This is a genomic window from Nostoc sp. (genome assembly GCF_036917615.1).
In the GTDB taxonomy this organism is placed as follows: Bacteria; Cyanobacteriota; Cyanobacteriia; order Cyanobacteriales; family Nostocaceae; genus Nostoc.
In genome coordinates, this window is the sequence record NZ_JBALCZ010000070.1 from 1 (window position 1) to 22790 (window position 22790).

General features: G+C 41.3%; 23 protein-coding genes and 3 pseudogenes. 20 read left to right on the forward strand and 6 right to left on the reverse strand.

What is annotated here, in order from left to right:
• Positions 1-107 precede the first annotated feature (107 nt).
• From V7K85_RS25720 to V7K85_RS25775, 12 genes are all read left to right on the forward strand, one after another.
• Positions 108-359 carry a hypothetical protein gene (locus V7K85_RS25720; RefSeq protein WP_334817857.1) on the forward strand — a complete coding sequence of 84 codons (252 nt, stop codon included), beginning with the start codon at positions 108-110 and terminating at the stop codon, positions 357-359.
• Positions 352-714: a type II toxin-antitoxin system VapC family toxin gene (locus tag V7K85_RS25725; protein WP_334817859.1), complete on the forward strand. Its 363-nt coding sequence runs from the start codon at positions 352-354 to the stop codon at positions 712-714. Before V7K85_RS25720 ends, V7K85_RS25725 begins: the two co-directional genes overlap by 8 nt.
• Before the next feature lie 179 nt (positions 715-893).
• Complete coding sequence (sixA, locus tag V7K85_RS25730) at positions 894-1388, forward strand: phosphohistidine phosphatase SixA (protein ID WP_334817861.1); 495 nt, start codon at positions 894-896, stop codon at positions 1386-1388.
• Positions 1389-1494: 106 nt separating this feature from the next.
• The gene (locus V7K85_RS25735; RefSeq protein ID WP_334817863.1) at positions 1495-2631 is read left to right on the forward strand and encodes a citrate synthase; all 1137 of its coding nucleotides are present in this window, start codon (positions 1495-1497) and stop codon (positions 2629-2631) included.
• Positions 2632-3108: 477 nt separating this feature from the next.
• Positions 3109-4227, forward strand: coding sequence for an NADH-quinone oxidoreductase subunit NuoH (nuoH, locus tag V7K85_RS25740; protein WP_334817865.1), 1119 nt, complete (start codon positions 3109-3111; stop codon positions 4225-4227).
• A gap of 96 nt (positions 4228-4323) precedes the next feature.
• Positions 4324-4908 carry an NAD(P)H-quinone oxidoreductase subunit I gene (ndhI, locus tag V7K85_RS25745; protein ID WP_334817867.1) on the forward strand — a complete coding sequence of 195 codons (585 nt, stop codon included), beginning with the start codon at positions 4324-4326 and terminating at the stop codon, positions 4906-4908.
• A 151-nt stretch (positions 4909-5059) separates the two neighbouring features.
• Positions 5060-5674: an NADH-quinone oxidoreductase subunit J gene (locus V7K85_RS25750; protein ID WP_334817869.1), complete on the forward strand. Its 615-nt coding sequence runs from the start codon at positions 5060-5062 to the stop codon at positions 5672-5674.
• Between the two features lie 59 nt (positions 5675-5733).
• Positions 5734-6039 (forward strand): NADH-quinone oxidoreductase subunit NuoK, encoded by a 306-nt coding sequence (gene nuoK, locus V7K85_RS25755; protein ID WP_006199065.1) that lies wholly within the window; start codon positions 5734-5736, stop codon positions 6037-6039.
• Positions 6040-6045: 6 nt separating this feature from the next.
• Positions 6046-6966, forward strand: coding sequence for an NAD(+) kinase (locus tag V7K85_RS25760; RefSeq protein WP_334817871.1), 921 nt, complete (start codon positions 6046-6048; stop codon positions 6964-6966).
• A 15-nt stretch (positions 6967-6981) separates the two neighbouring features.
• A complete protein-coding gene (locus V7K85_RS25765; RefSeq protein ID WP_334817873.1) occupies positions 6982-7110 on the forward strand; it encodes a hypothetical protein in 129 nt (42 codons plus the stop codon).
• 225 nt (positions 7111-7335) lie between these two features.
• Positions 7336-8130: a GNAT family N-acetyltransferase gene (locus V7K85_RS25770; protein ID WP_334817874.1), complete on the forward strand. Its 795-nt coding sequence runs from the start codon at positions 7336-7338 to the stop codon at positions 8128-8130.
• A gap of 291 nt (positions 8131-8421) precedes the next feature.
• Positions 8422-10089 (forward strand): glycosyltransferase family 39 protein, encoded by a 1668-nt coding sequence (locus V7K85_RS25775; protein WP_334818088.1) that lies wholly within the window; start codon positions 8422-8424, stop codon positions 10087-10089.
• On the opposite strand, the gene V7K85_RS25780 is transcribed toward V7K85_RS25775, so the two are convergent.
• Positions 10082-10333 carry a glycosyltransferase gene (locus V7K85_RS25780; protein ID WP_334818089.1) on the reverse strand — a complete coding sequence of 84 codons (252 nt, stop codon included), beginning with the start codon at positions 10331-10333 and terminating at the stop codon, positions 10082-10084. The genes V7K85_RS25775 and V7K85_RS25780 overlap by 8 nt on opposite strands.
• Before the next feature lie 411 nt (positions 10334-10744).
• On the opposite strand from V7K85_RS25780, the gene V7K85_RS25785 reads away from it, so the two are divergent.
• Positions 10745-11464, forward strand: a complete 720-nt coding sequence (locus V7K85_RS25785) for a DUF4079 domain-containing protein (protein WP_334817876.1) — start codon at positions 10745-10747, stop codon at positions 11462-11464.
• 431 nt (positions 11465-11895) lie between these two features.
• On the opposite strand, the gene V7K85_RS25790 is transcribed toward V7K85_RS25785, so the two are convergent.
• A complete protein-coding gene (locus V7K85_RS25790) occupies positions 11896-12345 on the reverse strand; it encodes a hypothetical protein (protein ID WP_334817878.1) in 450 nt (149 codons plus the stop codon).
• 114 nt (positions 12346-12459) lie between these two features.
• Complete coding sequence (gene cobU / locus V7K85_RS25795) at positions 12460-13035, reverse strand: bifunctional adenosylcobinamide kinase/adenosylcobinamide-phosphate guanylyltransferase (RefSeq protein ID WP_334817879.1); 576 nt, start codon at positions 13033-13035, stop codon at positions 12460-12462.
• Between the two features lie 216 nt (positions 13036-13251).
• Between cobU and V7K85_RS25800 the strand changes: the two genes are divergently transcribed.
• The 6 genes from V7K85_RS25800 to V7K85_RS25825 all read left to right on the forward strand — a co-directional run bounded on the left by V7K85_RS25800 (position 13252) and on the right by V7K85_RS25825 (position 19486).
• Positions 13252-14079, forward strand: coding sequence for a hypothetical protein (locus tag V7K85_RS25800; protein WP_334817880.1), 828 nt, complete (start codon positions 13252-13254; stop codon positions 14077-14079).
• A gap of 158 nt (positions 14080-14237) precedes the next feature.
• Positions 14238-15170 carry a glycosyltransferase gene (locus V7K85_RS25805; RefSeq protein ID WP_334817882.1) on the forward strand — a complete coding sequence of 311 codons (933 nt, stop codon included), beginning with the start codon at positions 14238-14240 and terminating at the stop codon, positions 15168-15170.
• 23 nt (positions 15171-15193) lie between these two features.
• Positions 15194-16150 (forward strand): glycosyltransferase family 2 protein, encoded by a 957-nt coding sequence (locus V7K85_RS25810; protein ID WP_334817884.1) that lies wholly within the window; start codon positions 15194-15196, stop codon positions 16148-16150.
• 24 nt (positions 16151-16174) lie between these two features.
• A complete protein-coding gene (gene hpsU, locus V7K85_RS25815) occupies positions 16175-16756 on the forward strand; it encodes a hormogonium polysaccharide biosynthesis acetyltransferase HpsU (protein ID WP_334817888.1) in 582 nt (193 codons plus the stop codon).
• 721 nt (positions 16757-17477) lie between these two features.
• The gene (locus V7K85_RS25820) at positions 17478-18641 is read left to right on the forward strand and encodes a substrate-binding domain-containing protein (RefSeq protein WP_334817890.1); all 1164 of its coding nucleotides are present in this window, start codon (positions 17478-17480) and stop codon (positions 18639-18641) included.
• 368 nt (positions 18642-19009) lie between these two features.
• Positions 19010-19486, forward strand: a complete 477-nt coding sequence (locus V7K85_RS25825; protein WP_334817892.1) for a hypothetical protein — start codon at positions 19010-19012, stop codon at positions 19484-19486.
• 133 nt (positions 19487-19619) lie between these two features.
• Here the strand turns inward: V7K85_RS25825 and V7K85_RS25830 are convergent, their stop codons facing one another.
• The 3 genes and pseudogenes from V7K85_RS25830 to V7K85_RS25840 all read right to left on the reverse strand — a co-directional run bounded on the left by V7K85_RS25830 (position 19620) and on the right by V7K85_RS25840 (position 22074).
• A complete protein-coding gene (locus tag V7K85_RS25830) occupies positions 19620-20015 on the reverse strand; it encodes a nuclear transport factor 2 family protein (protein WP_334817894.1) in 396 nt (131 codons plus the stop codon).
• 38 nt (positions 20016-20053) lie between these two features.
• Positions 20054-21061 (reverse strand): annotated as a pseudogene (locus V7K85_RS25835) (zinc-binding dehydrogenase).
• 212 nt (positions 21062-21273) lie between these two features.
• Positions 21274-22074: pseudogene (locus V7K85_RS25840) on the reverse strand (aspartyl/asparaginyl beta-hydroxylase domain-containing protein).
• A 245-nt stretch (positions 22075-22319) separates the two neighbouring features.
• Between V7K85_RS25840 and V7K85_RS25845 the strand changes: the two are divergent.
• Positions 22320-22727 (forward strand): annotated as a pseudogene (locus tag V7K85_RS25845) (hydantoinase); the annotation flags it as partial.
• Between the last annotated feature and the right edge of the window lie 63 nt (positions 22728-22790).

Here is a 22790-nt window from a genome sequence, read left to right on the forward strand (position 1 = left end):
TTATACGCGCACCCATATCTTACTTACCTCAGTAGATACATTCTCCGTATTTATTTATCTTTACATAGTTTGGTTTTTTCACGCCGTTTTACTTAACACAATAAGAATTGTTTAATGAGTTTTTATCCCTTTCTGCGGAAGCACAGCGTCAAGTCATTGACTATATTGCTTTTTTGGGACAAAAATATGCAGTAGTTGAACCTACCTCTCAGTCGCCAGATTTTGACTTGATAAATGATAGCTTTATTGGGATGTGGAGCGTAGGCGTAGCCCGTCGTAGACATCGCCAAGATTTAGCTGATAGCACTGCTTGGGTGCGTAGTGTTCGAGAAAATGAGTGGTCAAAGTCAGATGACTAATTCAACCATCGTTGATACTGATATTCTAATTGATACAGGTCGCGGTGTTCTCGAAGCAGTAAAGTGTTTGCAAAATCTGAAAGCGAGTTCTGGCTTGGCAATTAGCATAATCACACAGATGGAACTAATGGTAGGTGGTGATAACAAAGCAGAACTACAAACACTAGAAAATTTTCTCAAACAGTTTTATATCATTAAGATTGACCAGGCTGTGTCTGACACAGCAGTTGATTTATTGCGGTCTTATCGGCTAAGTCATGGCTTGCTCATTCCTGATAGTCTCATTGCAGTTACAGCAATAGTGTTGAATTACCCGTTTATCACAAAAAACCAACGGGATTACAGATTTATTTAAGGTTTAAACCTATTGCCATATCCATAACACGTTAGAACACCTAACGCTGCGTTGCACTGAATAGATGGCAGCTCAACGAATACGTAATAGTGATTAAGATTAGGATAGGTTAATTCACACTAGACGTAACTCCTAACTCAGCACGGGCTACGCCCCGCTATGCTAACAAAATTCAAAGTATGGAACTATATTTAATTCGTCATGGCATCGCTGAAGACAAGGGATTAGGCATCAAGGATGAGGAGCGCAGCCTTACCAAAGAAGGACGGCAAAAAACTGAGAAAGTTGCCCAGCAACTTGTTAAATTGGGTTTAAGCTTTGATTTAATTCTCACCAGTCCTTTAGTGCGGGCCCGCCAAACGGCTGAAATCCTTATAGCAGAAAAACTAAGCTCCCAGTTAGAGGAATCTAGCCACCTCGCCCACGATGGTCAAATTTCTAGTTGGCTAAAAGACTGGTTAGAGGCAAGGAATTATTCTCAAAATACCCAACTGGCGCTGGTTGGACACGAACCTGATTTGACCAATTGGGCAGAAATTCTCCTATGGGGAGAAGTCAAAGCAAGCTTAGTCTTGAAAAAAGCAGGTATGATTGGGATAAAACTACCAGAAACAGGTTATCCTCTGGGTCGGAGTCAGATGTTTTGGTTGACACCACCCAAGTACCTGCTATAACAGTTTTCAACATTTTCAATTGTTGTTAGAAGGGCTACTGTTATAGCGACAATAATTTCTGGTAAGTTAGCTTGATCAGGTATTTCAAAAAGCAAATGGTGTTGCCATGATGGTGTGCGAATACAAGCCTGGTTTAGAAGGCATTCCCGCCGCCCAATCAAGTATCAGCTATGTTGATGGGCAAAAGGGAATACTAGAATATCGTGGCATCCGGATTGAGGAATTAGCAGAAAAAAGTACATTCATAGAAACTGCTTATCTCTTAATCTGGGGTGAACTGCCAAGCAAGGAAGAACTGCAAGGATTTGAGCATGAAGTTCGTTTCCACAGGCGGATAAAGTACCGCATTCGGGACATGATGAAATGCTTTCCAGAAAGCGGACACCCAATGGATGCCTTGCAAGCCTCTGCTGCTGCTTTAGGCTTATTTTATTCGCTCCGCGATTTACATAATCCTGTCTACATTCGAGATTCAGTGGTGCGCCTGATAGCAACCATTCCCACAATGGTGGCGGCGTTCCAACTGATGCGAAAAGGCAATGATCCCGTGCGTCCTCGTGATGACTTAGACTATTCCGCCAACTTTCTATACATGCTCAATGAGCAAGAACCCGAACCTTTGATGGCGCGAATTTTCGATATCTGCTTGATACTTCAGGTCGAGCATACAATGAATGCTTCCACCTTCAGTGCTAGGGTGACAGCTTCTACCTTAACTGATCCTTACGCTGTGGTTGCTAGTGCCGTGGGCACTTTGGGTGGCCCCCTGCATGGTGGAGCCAATGAAGAAGTAATTCAGATGTTGGAAAAAATTGGCTGTGTGGAAAATGTCCGTCCCTACATAGAGCATTGTCTAGAAAGTAAATCTAAGATTATGGGCTTTGGACATCGTGTCTACAAAGTAAAAGACCCACGAGCCACAATTTTGCAAGGACTTGCAGAGCAACTGTTTGAAAAGTTTGGGCATGACAAGTTTTATGACATTGCTCAAGAGATGGAACGAGTGGTAGAGGAAAAACTCGGTAGCAAAGGAATTTATCCCAATATTGACTTTTACTCTGGTTTGGTGTATAGAAAGATGGGGATTCCCACAGACTTGTTTACGCCAATATTTGCGATTGCCCGCGTTGCCGGTTGGTTAGCCCACTGGAAAGAACAACTAGCAGAAAACCGGATTTTCCGTCCTACCCAGGTTTACAACGGTCACCACGAAGTTTCTTATACCCCCATTGACCAACGTTAACTCGGATTGGGCATTGGGCACTTGTACTGAGCATCTCGACTTCTCTACGAGACGCTACGCGTAGCTTGCTTCCCCGTAGGGGTACGCTCGATGGAGCCGAAGCCGTTGGCGCAGCCCAAGGTAGAGAAGTATTGGGCATTGGCCAAACAGGGCATGGAAAATTGAACCAATGCCCGATATACTATGCGCTGTTTGGGCGGTCTTCACAGATCGGATCACTGCGTAAGTCCTGAAATATATACTTTCCCCTTGTCCCCTTGTCCGCTCAATAGCCAATCTCAATGCCAACCATAAGTAGAAGTTCTCATCTCGCTTCAGGGTGCTCAAACCATCCAAGGATATACTAGGCATGGGAATTGGCAACAAATCTTCAATCAGGCCTCATCACAGTAAAAATTATAAATGGGTGAATTTACGGATATTAATTCAACTAATAGTTGTAACTCACCATGACTCGATGTCTTAAAGAGCGGAAACATGAATTCAGGAATTGACCTCCAAGGAACTTTTATTGAATCCCTCCGGGATTTAGGTATACCAGCAGGAACAGCCAAAGCGATTTGGATGCCCTTGCCAATGATACTGATGCTGATTGGGGCAACAGTGGGGGTATTAGTTGCCACTTGGCTAGAACGGAAAATTTCCGCCGCCGCACAGCAACGAATTGGGCCAGAATACCAGGGGCCTTTTGGGTTGCTGGTGCCTGTAGCGGATGGTCTGAAGCTGGTATTTAAAGAAGATATAGTACCAGCCAAGTCTGACCCCTGGCTGTTTACCCTCGGGCCAATTATTGTTGTAATTCCGGTGTTTCTGTCGTTCCTGATCGTCCCCTTTGGGCAGAACATCGTAATTAGCAATGTCGGCATGGGAGTATTCTTGTGGATTGCCTTGTCAAGCATTCAACCCATTGGCTTGCTAATGGCTGGCTACGCATCAAATAACAAATACTCCCTCTTAGGAGGCTTGCGGGCAGCAGCGCAATCTATTAGTTATGAAATTCCTTTGGCGCTGGCGGTGTTAGCGATCGCTATGATGTCTAACAGCCTCAATACCGTTGATATTGTCAATCAACAGTCTGGCTATGGCATCCTAGGCTGGAACATTTGGCGACAACCGGTCGGTTTCCTGATCTTTTGGATAGCCGCCCTAGCTGAATGCGAACGATTACCCTTTGACTTACCCGAAGCGGAAGAAGAAATTGTAGCAGGCTATCAGACTGAATACTCAGGCATGAAATTCGGTCTGTTCTACCTGGGTTCCTACGTTAACTTGATCCTTTCTTCCCTACTAGTAGCAATTCTCTACCTGGGCGGTTGGGACTTTCCTATTCCCCTTAACCTCATCGCTGGTTGGCTGGGAGTCAGTGAACTAAATCCCGTGTTCCAGATAGTAACTGCTGCTTTGGGGATCATAATGACCGTTTTCAAAGCCTATTTACTAGTATTTGTCGCCATCCTGTTGCGCTGGACAGTGCCACGGGTACGGATTGACCAACTGTTAGATTTAGGATGGAAGTTTTTGTTGCCAGTTGGTTTGGTTAATCTCCTATTAACCGCCGCCCTGAAACTAGCCTTTCCCTTCGCCTTCGGCGGGTAAACCAATTTTAGATTTTAGATTTTAGATTTTGGATTGAATCTGAAATCTAAAATTAAAAATCCAAAATCCAAAATCCAAAAGAGAGAGTGAGACAAAATGCTCAAGTTCCTGAAACAAGTTGGTGATTACGCCAAAGAAACGGTACAAGCTGCGCGTTACATTGGTCAGGGACTTTCTGTCACCTTCGATCATATGCAGCGGCGTCCGATTACCGTACAGTACCCTTACGAGAAACTGATTCCTGGCGAACGGTTTCGCGGTAGAATTCACTTTGAATTTGATAAGTGCATCGCCTGCGAAGTTTGTGTTCGCGTTTGTCCGATTAACCTGCCTGTAGTAGATTGGGAATTCGACAAAGCCAGCAAAAAGAAAAAACTCAACCACTACAGCATTGACTTTGGAGTTTGTATCTTTTGCGGTAATTGTGTAGAATTTTGCCCCACCAACTGTTTATCCATGACAGAAGAATATGAGCTTGCCACTTACGATCGCCATGAATTGAACTATGACAACGTAGCGCTAGGTCGTCTGCCCTATAAGGTAACAGATGACCCAATGGTTACACCACTGCGCGAACTAGTTTACCTACCCAAGGGCGTTCTCGAACCACATGGAGTGCCCGCAGATGCGCCACGTGCAGGTGTGCGTCCAGAAGACCTGGTGGAACAAACAGAAAAATAACAGAAAAATAAATGTCATTTGTCATTTGTCCTTTTTCTAGTGACCAATGACCATGCAAATTTGTGATTTGTGATTTTGGATTGAAACAAAAATCTAAAATCTAAAATCTAAAATCTAAAATCCAAAATTGATTGACTAAGGACAAAAAACAGTGAATCTAGCGGAAGGAGTACAGTTTGTATCGCTTGGCATACTGGGCGTGATGATGATTGGGGCGGCTATTGGCGTGGTGCTGTTCTCCAACATCGTCTATTCTGCCTTTATGCTGGGGGGCGTGTTCATCAGCATAGCGGGAATCTACCTGTTGCTAAATGCTGATTTTGTTGCAGCTGCACAAATACTAATTTACGTTGGGGCGGTTAACGTGCTGATTTTGTTTGCCATTATGTTGGTGAACAAGCGGCAGGATTTTGTAGCATTTCCCAATTCTTGGGTGCGTAAACTGCTAACAGGTATAGTCAGTGTAGGATTGTTCGGTCTTTTAAGTACGATGGTGCTGGCTACTCCTTGGGCTTACTCAGCTGCTCCTGTGGCAGGTGGTGAAAGTTCTATAGTTTTAATTGGAGAACATTTCTTCACTGACTTTTTACTGCCTTTTGAACTGGCTTCCATTTTGCTGCTGATAGCGATGGTAGGAGCAATTATTTTGGCACGCCGTGAGTATTTGCCAGACCTATTGACACCATCCGATCTGGGGCAAACTGTTTTGACTTTGCAAGAACGCCCCAGAGAACTGGTATCAACAACCAGCGAAACGAAAGAGTAAGATTTGCGACCTCAGTCGCAGATAAAAAGCCAGTCTTTTCCGGAGGGATACCCAGATTCATGCAACTCCAGTACTTTTTATTACTAGCAGCAGCTTTATTCTGCATCGGCATCTACGGTTTAATTACCAGCCGCAATGCTGTGCGGGTGCTGATGTCAATTGAGTTACTGCTCAATGCTGTTAATCTGAATTTAATGGCATTTTCCAACTTCCTCGACTCAACATTAATTAAGGGTCAGGTTTTCACAGTATTTGTGATCACAGTGGCGGCGGCCGAGGCGGCGGTGGGTTTAGCGATCGTGCTTGCCATTTATCGTAACCGTGATACCGTCGATATGGAGCAGTTTAATCTCCTGAAGTGGTAATTGTGCGTGCAACTCAAGCAGGTAATCATTGCTTATAAAGCGCGAGATGCCCAGAGTAAAGAATGGGCAGAAATCTGTGCTAAACAACTAGAAAATCGCCAGTGCCATGTGTTGATGGGGCCTAGCGGGCCGAAAGACAACCCTTATCCCGTCTTTTTGGCTTCGGCGGGTCAACCAATCGATCTGGCTTTGGTACTTGGTGGTGATGGCACTGTTTTAACCAGTGCAAGACATTTAGCCCCAGCTGGCATCCCAATTCTGGGAGTGAATGTGGGGGGTCATCTGGGGTTTTTAACTGAGTCAGTGGAAGAGTTTCAGGATACGGAGAAAGTTTGGGATCGGCTGTTTGAGGATCGCTATGCTATCCAACGGCGGATGATGCTACAAGCTGCGGTCTATGAGGGTCATGGGTCTAATTTGGAACCTGTGAGTGAGCGTTACCTGGCTTTGAATGAATTTTGTGTCAAACCCGCTTCCGCTGACCGGATGATTACCTCAATTCTGGAAATGGAAATTGACGCTGAGGTAGTCGATCAATACGTCGGGGATGGGTTAATCATTGCAACTCCCACAGGTTCTACTGGTTACACCGTTTCTGCCAATGGGCCAATTATGCATGATGGTATGGAGGCGATTACCATCACTCCTATTTGTGCAATGAGCCTTTCTAGTCGCCCCCTGGTTTTACCCCCTGGTTCTGTGGTGAGTATTTGGCCTTTGGGAGATTACGATTTGAGTACCAAGCTGTGGACAGATGGGGTTTTGGGGACTTCAATTTGGCCAGGACACCGCGTTGATGTGCGGATGGCAGATTGTCGGGCTAAATTTATTATTTTGCGCGAGAACAATTCCTACTATCAGACGCTGCGGGAGAAGTTACTTTGGGCAGGTACAAGGGTTCACTACAGCAATAATCACCGTAGTTAATTAAGTCCTGTTAGAGTGCATTTATCGCAGATTGCGATCGCTACGCCCGCTGAAGGCATCGCAACCAAAATTATCCAAGCCCCTGGATTCATCCGGGGGCTTTTTGCCCTGATTTTGACTTTCTTAGCTGACTTACATTTATAGCGTATATCAAAGGAAAATTTTGTATCTTATTGCCAGATTTTTTGGTAATTAATGTCCATAATAAAAGCACTCTACCCCTAATTCAAGAGAGTAAAAAAGCACTATAGAGGTTCTTTTATCGAAAAGTGTCCCAATCACCCTTCGACACATTAATGCATAATGTAAGCTATTGTATAGTGCCTAAATCCTGGTAGGATATTTTCACAAATTTAAGTAGGAAGATAGATGGAAGTTTCTGGACGCAATATTAATTACCCACTGAATCCTCCTTCCCCTCTTGAAGATTTTCCCGTCCTTCAAACTGAAAAATATATCCTACGGCTGGCATCAACTGAAGAAGAACTAGAATCAATTTTTCGGTTGCGCTTTGAAGTTTTTAATCTTGAACTGGGCTTGGGATTTTCTGCTTCTAACTTTACTCAGATGGATATAGATAAGTTTGATGCGGTTTGCCATCATTTAATGCTGATCTCCAAACAAACGGGTAAAACGATTGGAACTTATCGGATGCAAACCTATACAATGGCTTCTCAAAGACTAGGCTTTGATGCTGCCGATATATTTAATCTTAATGCGATTCCTAATTCTGTGCTTCAGGCATCAGTTGAAGTTGGGCGTGCATGTATAGCTAAAGAATACCGCAACAGCCAGGCACTTTTACTACTATGGAAAGGTCTGGCAAATTATCTCATCTGGAGTAGAAACCAATATTTCTTTGGCTGTGCATCATTACTAACACAATCTTCTTGGCAAGCTACTTGTGCTTATGATTATTTTCAGCAGAATGGCTTGATGCATCCAAGTATTTTGGTTTATCCAAATTCACAATCTTGTCTAGAAATGCCTCAAAATTGCCCAGATTTATATAATGTTGAAATCCCTCAAATTTTGCAGGCATATTTAAATATTGGAGCTAAAATATGCAGTATTCCAGCTATCGACCGACACTTTAAGACTATTGATTTTTTAACTATATCTAATAGCAAAGACTTTCCTAGATGGCCTTACCAAATTTTGTAAAAATTCTCTTTTATTCTAAGACGCTCAGTTGCGGCTACAGGAACAAAGTCCGTATGGTGCGCTAGCAAAAGCGCACCATACGGACTGTAAGAATAGAAAGTTAATAGAAGAGAAGTATTTATTGTCAATATTTGAAATCAGATGACTCCCACTCAAAGGAGGTTGGTAATGTCTGATGAACAGGTTCAGATATAATTACTAGCGATGTCCACGACGGGCGTAGCTGCGGCACTTCATCCAGTGCGCCTGCCTGACTGGATTATTTTAGACAACTTCTTGGGAAAACTACTTATGCGCCATCTCAAATTTGCTCCGAGTTGGTTGCGATTTTTAATTATTTTCTTATTGACGATGGGTATATTGTTTCGCTTTTTTAACCTTGATGGCAAAGTTTACTGGCATGATGAAACTTATAGCTCATTACGAATTTCTGGTTACACAATTAATCAAGCAAAACAGCAACTTTTTAATAATCGTGTGATTGGCAAAGAAAGTTTTGCCCAGTTTCAAGGTGCAAATCCAGAAAAAAGCTTAAATGACACAATTATGACTTTGGCAACAGAAGATTCTCTGCATCCACCGTTGTATTACGTAATAGCGAGATTGTGGATGGAAATCTTTGGTAATTCGGTGACGGCGATTAGAAGTTTATCAGCCTGCATTAGTTTGCTAGTTTTCCCTTGTGTTTATTGGCTATGCCGAGAATTATTTAATGTATCATTATCGGTTCCTGGTGTAGCGATCGCACTCATGGCAATTTCTCCAATTCACCTAGTATACGCCCAAGAAGCACAAGAATATATTCTCTGGTTAGTCACTATATTACTAACCAGTGCGTCTCTGCTGCGAGCAATGCGGTTGGAATCACAAGATAAAGAGGAGCTAGTAAAAGCACGACAACGACCAGATTTATTCGCTATCTGGAGCATTTATGCAGTAACTTTAGCCATTAGTCTTTATACATTTCTTTGGAGTGGATTTGTAGCAGTTGCTCACGGAATTTATGTGATCAGCACTGCTAAGTTTCAGTTGACGGAAACGGTCAGAACTTATTTGCTAGCATCACTGGTAGGTTTTTTAGCCTTCATGCCTTGGATAACGGTTGTGATGGGTGAGTTTTTTCAATTTTTGATTTCAGCAGATAAGACAACAACGCAATCATCTTTGATACCTATATTTCCATTTTTGCTGATGCAGTTAAGCCGGATTTTTTTTGATATAAACCTGAGCTTAGACAATCCTATAAGCTATTTAATTACACCAATTTTTTTAATTTTTGTAGGATATTCAATTTATTTTATTTGTCGAACAACTAACTATAAAGTCTGGTTTTTTATGAGCACATTGATTGTAGTGCCAGCACTACCCCTAATATTGCCAAGTTTAATTGCTGGGGGCATACAATCATCTAGCGAACCATATTTCATACCATCTTATTTAGGAATCCAAGTGACTGTTGCTTACCTACTAGCTATGCAACTATATAATGGGAACGTGTCACGCCGGAGCATTTGGCAGATAATCATAGCATTAGTGATTATTTGTGGTCTGATTTCTTCTAAGGTGAGTTCCCAGGCAGAAACTTGGTGGAATAAGGGTATGAGCTATGACAATCCACAAGTTGCCCAAATTATCAATCAAACGACTCGCCCACTTTTGATTAGTGATGCTTTGGGCAATAATTATGGGAATGTCTTTTCTTTAAGCTATCTTTTGGAACCAAAAGTGCGATTTCTGTTGGTGAACAACCAAAAAATTCCCAAAATCCCTGATGGGTTTGCTGATGTTTTTTTATTCAATCCTTCAGATACTTGGCGCGAAACAATCGAAATAAAGTATAAATTAAAGACAGATATTGTTTCCAGTGAAAAATATTATTCGGTCTGGAAAATGGCTAAACCTCGTAAGTTGCACCGACGTAATATCTCACGCAGAGGCGCAGAGAAAGAGTCTAAATAGCAGGTTTTTTAGCCTTCACACCTTGGATACTGGTTGTGATAGTTATGGGGTCAGCGTTATCAAAGCTTTGGGGCGTTTGTACAAGGGCAATTTTTTTATCTGGAAAAAAGCCGATGGTACGAGTGAGAAAGTTTTTGGTAGCGACAAAATCAGCATCAAAAACTACTATTAGTTCTCCATTATTTTTAGCGAGCGCATGATTCAAATTACCTGCTTTTGTATAACTGTTATCAGGTTGCGTCAGATAGTGACAACCTAATTATTTTGTTAATTCTCTTATTTGTAAACGATTGATATCATCCAAAAGATAGATTATTTTATTTGCATAATCTAGGGCTTGATAACCAATAATTGTCAGCCGCAAAATAAAATTATGCAAAAAAAGCATTTAACTTAGTTATAATGTATTTTTTAAAAAAATCTCATAAAATATTTTCAATAACACTTCATCTTCAAAAATACTGTAATACATAAACTAGGTTTAGCTATAGTCATAATCTTTTATGAGATATTCAAATATTTGCTTTCTTAAAATCAGCTAAAAATCACAAAAGTAAATATTAAACAGATTCTCATCTGGAATTAATTTAAGTAGTCGGACGATGCTTTAAATTGTCCTTTGAGATGAATTTAATGATTTTTTGAACGGTGTTGTATGCAAATAACAGATTTTCTTGGTCTTTTACATCCAGCGATCGCAATTATATTCGTGTTTCCACTGATCGGTACAGTGGTTAATTTCGCTTGGCAAACCCGCCAACGCAGATTGCAAATTTTAGCCGGGAGTAAGAGCAAAATTCCCCCAGTGGTGGGTGGAGAACATAAGCAGTTAGGTGAAAGACTAACAGGTGCAGTTGTCGGATTAACTTTAATCGGATTAAGCTACCCGATTGGCAAAAATATTCTTAAAAATCAATTGTGGAATAAAACACCTTTTCAAGTTGTTTTTATCTTGTTAATATTTGCCGCAACCATCGCATCTTTAGTATTTCTTTATCAGGCAAAGCAGCGAGTGTGGAGGGGAGTTTTTGCAACTTTAACTGGTGCAGGTTTAGTAATACTAGGCTGTCAGGATGGAGTATATCGCCTCACCAAAGAGTGGTATTGGTCACATTATTATATTGGGATTACCGCAGCACTGCTGATGATTTTTTCATTAGCAATTGTTCAAGATATTTATCAAGATAAGTCCAATCGCTGGCGCATCGTCCATATGATTTTAAATTGTATTGCTTTGTTGCTATTTATTGGACAAGGCATGACAGGAACGCGAGACTTATTAGAAATTCCTCTGAGTTGGCAAGAACCCTATATTTATCAGTGTGACTTTGTTAATAAAACTTGTCCAACACCAAATTCCCAAGTACCAAAGTGAACTAAGGGATTTCCAATTGAATTGGAGACTCTTTATTGGAAACTAGTACCGCAAGGCGGAAGTCAAAAGTCAAAAGAATTATATTCCTTGCTCTTGCGCCATTTTGTAGACGCAAAGCGGCTTCCCGGAGGGTATGGTAGGTTTATTTACGCCGTGCTGTACTAGTAGTCTGTCAAAGCAACTTTGATGAGTTAATAAGTTTGTAGTTATGACTAAAGTCCTTGATTTGAGTGCTAAAGCGCTCACTACAAACCCAGCAAACTTACAACAACTATCAGATTTCTTAAAGGATATTTAGTCAATCAAGCGATCGCAATTCCCAAAAAACCTTATGCCAAAATTCTGTGGTGGGACTAAAAGCCACTACAGGAAAAATTAAAATAATCAAAGAATTAAAAAAAACTTGTCAGATTGAGAAATTGGTTGTTTGTTTATGCAATATTATCTACAAGCCGATCGCGAATTGTTTTGAGTTGGTCTTGAGTCTTTATTGGCTCTCGCGGTGCTGGTAATTCGGTATTAGGCCAGTTAGGTAAATTATTGCAGGGGCATAACAACGGCGGCATCCCGACGTTTCGCGCGGCTACTGGCATACTACATCGGCTGCAAGGTAACATCTCCCATGCTGGTGTCAACAGTTCAGCAATGGTTTCATCTGTACCCTCCAGGTAACAATCACCCGATTCCGGTGAAATAATTTTCTGCCAGCACTCTTCAAATTCTTCACTATAGCGATCGCCATTTAGCACCGATAGCGTAGCGTTAGCGAGTCCGCGAGCGTCTTGGGGCAAAAAGCTTGCCTTACCGTTGTCCGTAATCACTTTCTTACCTAACTGAAACCAGTAGGCAAGGTATCCTCTAACTTCTTGTTTGGTTGCCATATTACAATTTTAGATTTTAGACTTCGGCTTACTTCGACTTCTCTACGAGACGCTGCGCGAACGCTCAGTACAAGTCGCTCAGTCGAACGATTTTAGATTAATTTGAATCAAGAGTTAAGAATCTTGACTCCTGAATGTTCCAGCATCCTCTCTATTTGGCAATGGCGAACCAAGAACGCTGAGATTGAGAACATGACCACCAGTAACTAAATAAACAGTTTCGCTGAGTATACCTAGTTGGCGCACTAAAGAACCCAGGCGATCGCGGAACGTCCTCCCAAGGGGATAAGCTGGTACCACACCCCAGCCCGTTTCTTCTGCTACAAACAGCATATCAGCAGCAACCAGATCGACTGTCTCTAACAACTCTGCAAGGATGTTTTCCCAGCTAGATTCGTTTTGTTCCAGGAGATTAGCAACCCAAGTTCCTAAAGAATCAACTAAAAGGCAGGTATAGGGTTTGGCATCGGCGAGGGTAGCAGACAGTTCCACAGGTACAGATAGAGTTACCCAGTCTTGAGGACGACGTTGTTGGTGTTCTAAAATGCGTTGATGCCATTCTTGGTCATCTGAGTTATCGGTGGCTGTTGCTACGTAGACAACTGCTTTTCCTGACTGCATGGCCAGAGTTTCTGCCCATTCACTTTTACCAGATCGTGCTGGCCCTGTTACTAAAATGATTTTACCCAAAGTTGTTTCCTAAGTATTTTAACAATAAGTAGCTAATTGCAATTTATCACCGCAGTTTTTTACTTCATCGGTGAGATTTTTGGTTTCAAATAACTTTTAAGGGATAAAATTAGCACCAGCATCATTGATGTCACAACTGGCAAAAGCCGAAAATCCCAACAACCCCATTCTTAATTATTCAACACCACTGGGGACAGCAAATTTTAGGATATCTTTATGAACGCAGGCTTAAAACGCATTGAAGCAACTCTACACGATTTAGGGAATCGCGGCACTGCCTCTGCCGCCCAAACAGGTGATTCGACGACAAAAGGGCCTTTCTCCTTTAGAATCAGCGTCGGAGCCAACGAACCCACAGGAAGTACACAAACTCCATCCTCTCAGGATGGAGAACTAAAGACACAAGGACAAACAGTTGACTTGGGCGTACCTACTGAGAGTGATTATCCTTCTGAACAAAATTTCTTTCCTCATCATGACTCTGTGCAGACCTTTCAAGCACAAGAGAACGATAGTAAAACACCCAGCCTACCCAAGTTCAAAACTCCTAACTTTAGTAGCCATCGCCACGGAGCTAATCCAGGATTGGCGATGAATCTATTGCAAGAAATTCAGGAAACTGTCGTCGGTTGGCAAACAGAATTGCAAAATATTTTGAAGCAAATTCAGGATATTTACTTAGAAGGGCCAATTGTCAATGGTTGGTTAGAATCCAATCCCCAGGAACCAGAACCGGGAGGAACCGCAACACTGCGCCATGCAGAAGTTGACCGCCTAATGAACTACGTAGAAGAAATTTGCGCCACTGGTGGGAAAGTATCTTATCAATCATCTATTACTGGCTATCGCCTCTGCGGTGTAGACGATGCTGGTAAAGTCTGGTCGCGCCTATGTCCCGCAGATCAGGTTCCCAATGTTAGCATGGCGATCGCTCGTCACCAAAAGTTACGTCAACTCTTAGGGCGCAAGCAATCTTTGGAAACTCATCTGAGTCAACTAGCCCAAACTCTTGTAGTTTTACACAGTCATATTCAACAAACGTGAAGTTTTAAAGATTATTTCCGAAGAAACTCGGTTGGTGGGTCAGTAACTTTTGGTTTAGATTAACTCTCAGCAGCTGTGTGTTGGATTTAAGATTTTAATCTAAAATCGTTCGACTGAGCGTAGCAGAAGTCCCAAATCTCAAATCCAAAATTAAATCTATGCCAGACACCCAAATCTCTGCCATTATCTGTACCCACAATCGAGATACCTATTTAGGGGCTGCAATTGATAGTCTTTTAGCACAGGATTTTGCTGCTGACTTTGAAATTGTAGTAGTTGATAATGGGTCTAGCGATCGCACCCGTGAGGTTGTAGAACAAAGGGGCCACAATCCGCGCCTGAAGTATATATTTGAACCCACCATTGGTTTATCTGTCGCCCGCAACACGGGTGCAAAAGTAGCTAGTAGTGATATTCTTGCTTATCTAGATGACGATGCCGTTGCCAGCCCTCGCTGGCTACAAGTTTTATATTTTGCCTATTACAATAACTCTAAACTAGCGATCGCCGGTGGCAAAGTAACTCTTTTATGGCCCCCAGGAATCCAACAACCACGGTGGCTATCTCCAGGACTAGCTGCAAATCTGGGTGCATACGACTTGGGAAACAGTACCATCTACATCGAGCAACCTGGCTCAACACCCAGAGGCTTAAATTACTCCATCCGCCGCAGTTTCCTAGAAGAAATTGGCGGTTTTGATCCTCATCTCGGTCGAGTGGGGAAAAATCTATTATCAAATGAAGAACTGCAAATGACCGAATTTGCCCTACAGCGTGCTTGGCAAGTCGCTTATCTTCCCGAAGCACTAGTTGCTCACAATGTTGCCCCAGAGCGCCTCCAACGCTCCTGGTTTTTAAACCGAGGCTGGTGGCAGGGTATCAGTGAGTGCTATCGAGAACAACTCGCTGATAAAGCTGGGATTGCTCAGTTGCAGCAAGGTAGCGAACGGTTTGTGCGCGGCTTGTATAAGGCATTGCAATATTTCTCTGATCCAGCAGAACGGTTTGACAAACTTGTCTATGCTTACGGTCAGATTGGTTATTTAAATGCTGCTATTCAAGGTCTTTTATTCCCATCAAATAAGAAATAATCAATAACATAATTTATAGTCATATGTCATCTAAAATACCAGTTTCAGTACTAATCCCGGCAAAAAACGAACAAGTAAACTTGCCTGCCTGCCTCGCTAGCCTTAGTAGAGCAGATGAAATATTTGTAGTAGATTCTCAAAGTACCGACAACAGTGTTGAAATTTCTAAAAGTCACGGTGTAAATGTCGTGCAATTCAACTTCAATGGACGCTGGCCCAAAAAGAAAAATTGGTCTTTAGATAATCTACCTTTTCGCAACGAATGGGTACTAATTGTAGATTGCGATGAGCGCATCACTCCCGAACTTTGGGAAGAAATTGACCAAGCAATTCAAAATGATCAATATACAGGTTATTATCTCAACCGCCGCGTATTTTTCTTAGGGAAATGGATTCGTTATGGTGGGAAATATCCCGATTGGAATCTACGTTTATTTCAACATAAAAAAGGTCGTTACGAAAATTTAAATACTGAAGATATTCCCAATACTGGTGATAACGAAGTTCACGAACATGTGATTTTAGAGGGGAAAGTTGGGTATCTCAAAAATGATATGCTCCACGAAGACTTCCGCGACCTTTACCACTGGTTAGAACGACACAACCGATATTCCAACTGGGAAGCTAGTGTTTATCTTAATATTCTCACAGGTAAAGATGATAGCGGTACTATCGATGCTAATCTATTTGGTGATGCCGTACAACGCAAGCGATTTTTGAAAAAAGTGTGGGTACACCTGCCATTTAAACCCATTTTACGGTTTGTTTTATTTTATATTATTCAACGCGGTTTTTTGGATGGCAAAGCAGGATATATATATGCACGCTTGCTAAGTCAATATGAATATCAAATTGGCGTTAAACTTTACGAATTACGCAACTGTGGTGGTCACTTAAATACTGCAACTATCCCGAAGGAAGGAGCAGGGGAGCAGGAGAGCACTTGTGCAGAGGGAAAGCTATTAACCATTGACTCTTGATAAATGACTAATGACCAATGACTAATGACTAATGACCAACCTTTCGTAGATTTACGTAAATATGATCAATCTTGGTTTGATCGGGGACGGCCAAGTTGGTATATTTTTTTATGGTGGTTTGTACAAGCGATCGCCTTTCCCCTGACTCCTCAACCGTTAAATGTTCTACGTTGTGCTTTGCTACGACTATTTGGCGCTCGAATCGGCAAAGGCGTATTAATTCGACCTACTGCCCGCTTCACCTACCCTTGGAAAGTTACCATTGGCAACTACAGTTGGATTGGAGATAACGTAGTTTTATACAGCCTTGATCAGATCCGCATCGGTGAACACTGCGTAATTTCCCAAAAAAGTTACCTATGTACTGGTAGTCATGATCTCCAAGACCCTGCCTTTGGGTTGAAAACAGCGATTATCACCATTGACAATGGTGCATGGGTAGCAGCAGATTGTTTCGTTGGGCCGGGAGTGCAAATCGGGGCTAATGCTGTGATTGGCGCTCGTAGTAGTGTTTTTACTAATATGCCTTCTGGGCAGGTTTGTTGGGGAAGCCCCTGTCGTCCCAAGACGGTTCGGATAAAACTTGATTCCCCCACAAACCCGTGATTTGAGTGCGTTGCGGGGGTAAATGAGCAATCGTACAGAAAGTTACGCGCTTGGCTGGAAATTTTACTAAATATATTTTTTATTAATGAATACTGGTTTAAGTAAGTATCGTTTCTACTGTATTCATAGCTTATCTGACAGTATGATTTTTTGAACTATTTACAGCATACAACAATCAGTGACTTTTTTATCCACTGTCCCAAGTATTAATCAATCATTAATTTGTTAAGAAAAATAAATGTTTATTTATAGATTGAAATAACTCTAGAGAAATTTAATTAAATCATAACCAAAATTTAATAGTAATCTAACTCACACTTGTCGAATTTTATGATGAACTGTAGAGCGGAAGTAGAATTGCAGTTTTAAATTCTTACTAAGAATACTGTAGTTTCTGTTACAGCAACTGATGCTAATACTGGTATTTGTAGGGCAGTTTATATATTGGGAATGTTTTGAGAACTTTAAAAGTTTCAATAAGCAGAGGATTACCAGGACTATTTACGGCTCTTAATGCCTTATTACATGTTTAAAGTTTTGCCTTGAATTTGCTTTAACTCTAAATTTTTCAGCGTTTTATGCAAACTTTTGATTTATTAATAACCCTGATTTATGATGCCAGTTTTTTGAACTTAAAGAAGGTTATTTATAATCATTAGTTTAAGACTTGATTGAGATTTGATATGGTGTGGAACCGGAAATTAATTTTAAGGAGCAAGACATGAGTTTATACCCCATTCGCCTGAATAATTTGACAAGTTCAATTTCTGTACTTGCCATCACAATTGGTTTAGTAGTAGGCCAATCCGCTACTCAGAAATCTCTAGCTCAGACCATAGGTAATGGTGCAGGTGCAAGCACTGTAAATGCTTTGTTTACAAGTCTAAAAACAGTCGCTCCGAGCATCACGCTCACATATTCTCCAGTTGGTAGTAGCGCAGGGTTAACAGCTTTTTTCACTCAAACCCCACCAGCTGGTACTCCTGGCCCAATCACTTTTGCAGCTAGTGACGACCCCGTAGCAGGAACAGAAACAGTTACTGGCGGTCGTGGTTACGTCCAAGTGCCTGTGGTAGGTGTCGGAATCACATTAGCTTATAACGCTAATGGTCTGACTGTACCAACAGGTGGAATTAAGCTTTCACGAGCTAGTTACTGTGGTATTTTGAACGGTAGCATCAAAAATTGGAACGATAAGAGCATTAGTGCAGATAACGACCGCCAAATAGCACTCAATCTACCCATCAAAGTTGTACGTCGTAGTGACTCAAGTGGCAGCACTTTTGTCTTAAGCAGTCATCTTAATACTGCATGTAAGCCTGCTGCAACTCCAGGTATTCCAGCAGCTTATATATGGAAAAATGGAGTGGGTACAACTGTTAATTGGCCAAGCACTTTCATTGGCGCTACTGGTGGTGGTGGTGTAGCCAATGCGATCACAAGTACTAAAGGTGCTATTGGTTATGTGGATAGTGCTACCCGTTTAAGTAAAAGTCTTCCAGCCGCACTCTTACGTAACAAGAAAGGTAATTACACTGCTCCCTCATCAGATGCAATTACAGAGGCTCTTCTAGGTGGGACTGTCGTCAAATATGGTACTAACCCCACTAACAGGCTGATTAGAATCAATAATTTAAACGATCCAACCCGTCCAAATGCTTATCCCATTTCCACAGCAACTTATTTCTTGTTTTATGACATATATTCAGATGCTACCATAATAAATGGTATCAAAACCTTGCTCACCTTGGCTTCGGGATCAATTGCAGATATTTTCGTTGCATCTCTGGGATATGCTCCTCTTCCCGCTCCCATTAAAACTGTGTCTACAGGTGTTGTGAGTACTTGCGTAAATAGTGTTTTAGGTCCTTCTCCTTGCAATTAGGTTATAAATTGACCTATCAGCCTGTCGGAGCATAGCTGTTAATTCTGTTTGTAGACTTTAACAGCTATCGGTGGCATTGCTGAATTTAATTAAGACTTACCCACTCAAGCCTGAAAACCTGATCCCTCCTAATAAAAAGGGTAGAATTCTAAAGCCCCATTTTGGCGATCGTAGTAGTGTTTTTACTAATATGCCTTTTAGCCAGGTTTGTTGGGGAAGTCCTTGTTGTCTAAAGATGACTGCGATAAAACTTGATCCCCCCAAAAAGCCGTAATTTTATAGATAAACATAAAATCAAAGTTTCCTCAAGCAAGATGGTAAGCAGCAATGATAGTATATTTTCATGGCTGCTCTAATCCTTGCTATTGATGAACAAACTATTGGATGAAACGCTGTCAATCAAAATTGCTGAACACATAAACAGCAGAGCTAGTACTCCGTTTGATAATGCTTACAAAGCAGCATTATCCACTGAGGGAGCAAGATATATTCAGGGATTTTTAGCTTTTGCTGGGAAGCCATACAGACCAATTGAACACAGTTGGATTGAGCTAGGCGAAGGCTCCGACATAACCATTATCGATCCCACATTACCGCACCTGAACAAAAATCCCCAAGGACTCTGGTATTTTGCAGCACAAAGGCTAACCCTTAAAAAACTGAAAGCGATCATAGAAGAATCGAAAGAAGATTATCCAGAAGATGATCCATTGCCAATCTATGGTGATCCACCTTATGAATATTACGGTGATGTAATGTTGGGTGGTCAAGACTATTTAACTGCATATCAAGCCGCAGAGGCTAAGTGCAGAGAAATCAACGAACTCAACCCTGAGAGAAATTAACAAAAGTGAATTAAATAATTCGTAATTACGAATTACGTTAGCGCAGCGTAAAGCCTTCGGCATAGCTTCTCTACGAGACACTGCGCGAACGCTTAGAGCGAGTTCGCGAGCGTCATTACGAATTACGAATTATTTAATACGATTTACCATCACTGCCAAAGTATTCCCGATAGGCACAAATTTTGTCTCCCCGAATATCCCAGGAAACCGCTAAACGATTTTTGTAAGGTTGTTCTAACAAACGTCCCTCATCCCGAAACTCAAAAACAACTGTTGTGTCATTGCTAGTAAAACGGTCTGGAGTCAGGGTGAGTCCGCCTTGGAATGATTCAGAAACGTACTCGAAAAACTCTCTAGCTCGTTCTTTTCCCACATTTAATCCGTGGAATTTCCCCACCGGAAACCAAAGGGTAAAATCTTCTGTGAGCATATCTAAAAATGCTTGCCACTCCCCAGTTGCTAGACCATGTGTAAAATGCTCAAATGCCTGTTGAGCAACTTTTAAAGTATTTTCTGACTCTTGTGTCATCTCCACCCTCAACCGGATATAAACTAATACCGTGTTATTTAAAACCTCACAACCACTTTGCCACAATTTTGGCCACTGAGAAGATATTCTACAGCGTCGGGTATTGATTCTAGACCTTGAAACTGTTTTGGGTCAACGGCAACTTTGAGTTTGTCTGTGTAAAACAGGTTTAATAGCCGATCGCGTGCCTCTGCTATATGTTCTTTCTAATGAGGCATGAGAAAGCCTTTCACAGAAGCTGCTTTCCAAAATAGCTGGTGATAAATACGTGATTGTGTAATTTCTTCTACCTTATTTGCATATTCTGATATAAAACCAACCACTACTAACCGTCCCCGCACTGCCAAGTTTTCAACGCAGGTATCAAATACGGCTTTACCTACACATTCAAAAATTAAATTAATCCCATTGGGGTATTCTTGCTTGAGGATTTGATTGAGGTTTTCTGTGCGATAGTTGATAATGCGATCGCACCCTAATTCTCTCAATAACTTTGCCTTCGCCTCAGAACTACAAGTACCAATGACATGATTACCAGCTAACTTTGCCAATTGCACCGCAATATGACCAGTTCCCCCTGCTGCTGCTGTCACTAAAACCACTTCATTACTTTTCATCTCTCCCACTTGTTCCAATGCCACCAAGGCTGATACACCTGTAGGAATCAGGGTTAGAACTTCTGGTGTAGCTTCACGCACTTTGACTGCTAAGTTTGCATCAATAACCTGATATTCACGATAACCGCCGCCACGCGCTGTAGTTATGACAGCATCACCTATTTGAAAATCTTTAACATTTTCACCGATAGCGACAACTTTACCCACAGCTTCCACACCTAAATCAAAGGGAGGAATTGAGTTAACATAAGCAACATCACCACGACAAAGTAAGGTGTCAAATCCACCGTTAACGCCAGCAAATTTGTTTTGAATTAAAAGTTGACTACCAGCAGGTTGTGAAATAGGAATCTCGACAACTTCAACGGCAGATTTAAAATCGGGATTCAGTTGCTTTGCTATTAACTTTCTGTAGATTGTTGCGTTTATATCTAAATCTTAGGTTTACCTTACTCCTCAATTATTAGTTTTAACGTAGATAGCAATCCTAAATAATTCGTGAAAATCTCTATTAATTCTCTCTGCGGTTCGTTAGAAAAAATTATCACAAAGTCAGCGAAGGTGGACTATTGGTTTTAAACCCGCGTAGGTGGGTTTTGATTGTGTAGCCACGACTTCTAGTCGCCCTTCTCAAATATCCTCTAGGCTTCTAAAGCTTTATCCCACTCTAATTGATGAGCTAAACCATACTTGATAAAATCTTCTTCTTTAGCTTTATCGCTTTTACCAAAAACACCTAAGCTGTAAGGATTATCTTGCATACGTTGTGTGACTTGCTCTTTTTCAAATTGGATAATTTTCTCTCTAGGTTTATCCGGTTTAAAAAAGTCTACAACCAAGACAGTTCTATCATAATTGGTGTAATTATGCGGACAGTGTGGATAGCTGTGATCTAAAACCAGAAATTTTCCTTCATGCCAATAAAGTTGCTCATGGCATATTTTCATAGCCACATCCCCCTCTGGCACAATCAATCCTAGATAGCCACGATTCATATGAGGATTATAGTTCACATGTAGCTTGATATCCAAGCCTGGATGGAATGTACCAAAATACACATTTCTGATAATCTCATCATCGATAAAGTTAACTTTTTCTATTACTTTAACCAAATTTGGGAAATATTTCTCTCTTAAAGCAAGTGCTTTTTGTGATGCATCATCTGGCCCATAATCAGGATATTTTATTTGATACGTCTGAATATATTTTTCAATAAAAATACCTTGAAATCAGATACCAAAAGCACTGTATTTTGCATCACCTTTGGTTTTAATTGTTTTACTTTTAGGCCCAAGAATATCATAAGTAAGTTTTAACTCCTCATGAGATGCATTATTAATAAAGCCTGTAAACTCATCTTTAATCACTTGCCAATTATCTTGAAAAGTTTTGAGAAAAGTAAATTCCTTTGGGTCTATATGATACTCATTAAAACTTTCCATTGTCTTTTCTCCTGAAAATGATTTCATAAAAAACTGCTATATATGGAATTTGGTCTTCGTCCCAATTCGATGTTGGAATTCCTAACTCAACCAGGGCATTCATCCATCACTAGCTAAAAAACAAGTGCCCAGAGTTCTGGATCTAAGCTTGTACAATGGTTGGATGGAATAATATCATCTGTGTTGATATCATTTTTGAGCATTAAAACTTTGGGTTATATACTCATTTTAGTGTGAGGTGTACTGTGTCTGAAACTCCTCTATTAGATCAAATTATCGAAAATGTGCGGGTAGTTCGTCCCCATCAGAATGCGATGTCTACGACGGGCTACGCCTACGCACTACTTGATTTAGGAATTAAGGATGGAAAATTTGCTCAGATTGCCCCTAATATTAGCCCAGACACAGGTAAAGAGGTATTTGATGGCAAAAACCTGCTAGGCTTTCCTGGGGTCGTGGATGCCCATATGCACATCGGTATCTATCAACCCCTCGACAAAGATGCTGTGACTGAAACCAAAGCAGCCGCTATGGGAGGCGTGACTACCAGCTTAAATTACATCCGTACAGGGCAGTATTATCTTAACAAAGGCGGCTCCTACCGCGATTTTTTTCCAGAGGTGTTGGCGTTATCCGCAGGTAATTTTTTTGTGGTACGTGCGGCTGAGTCAGAGTCACAACAAGGTTATACACCCTTTGAAGGAGTAGAGTTAACT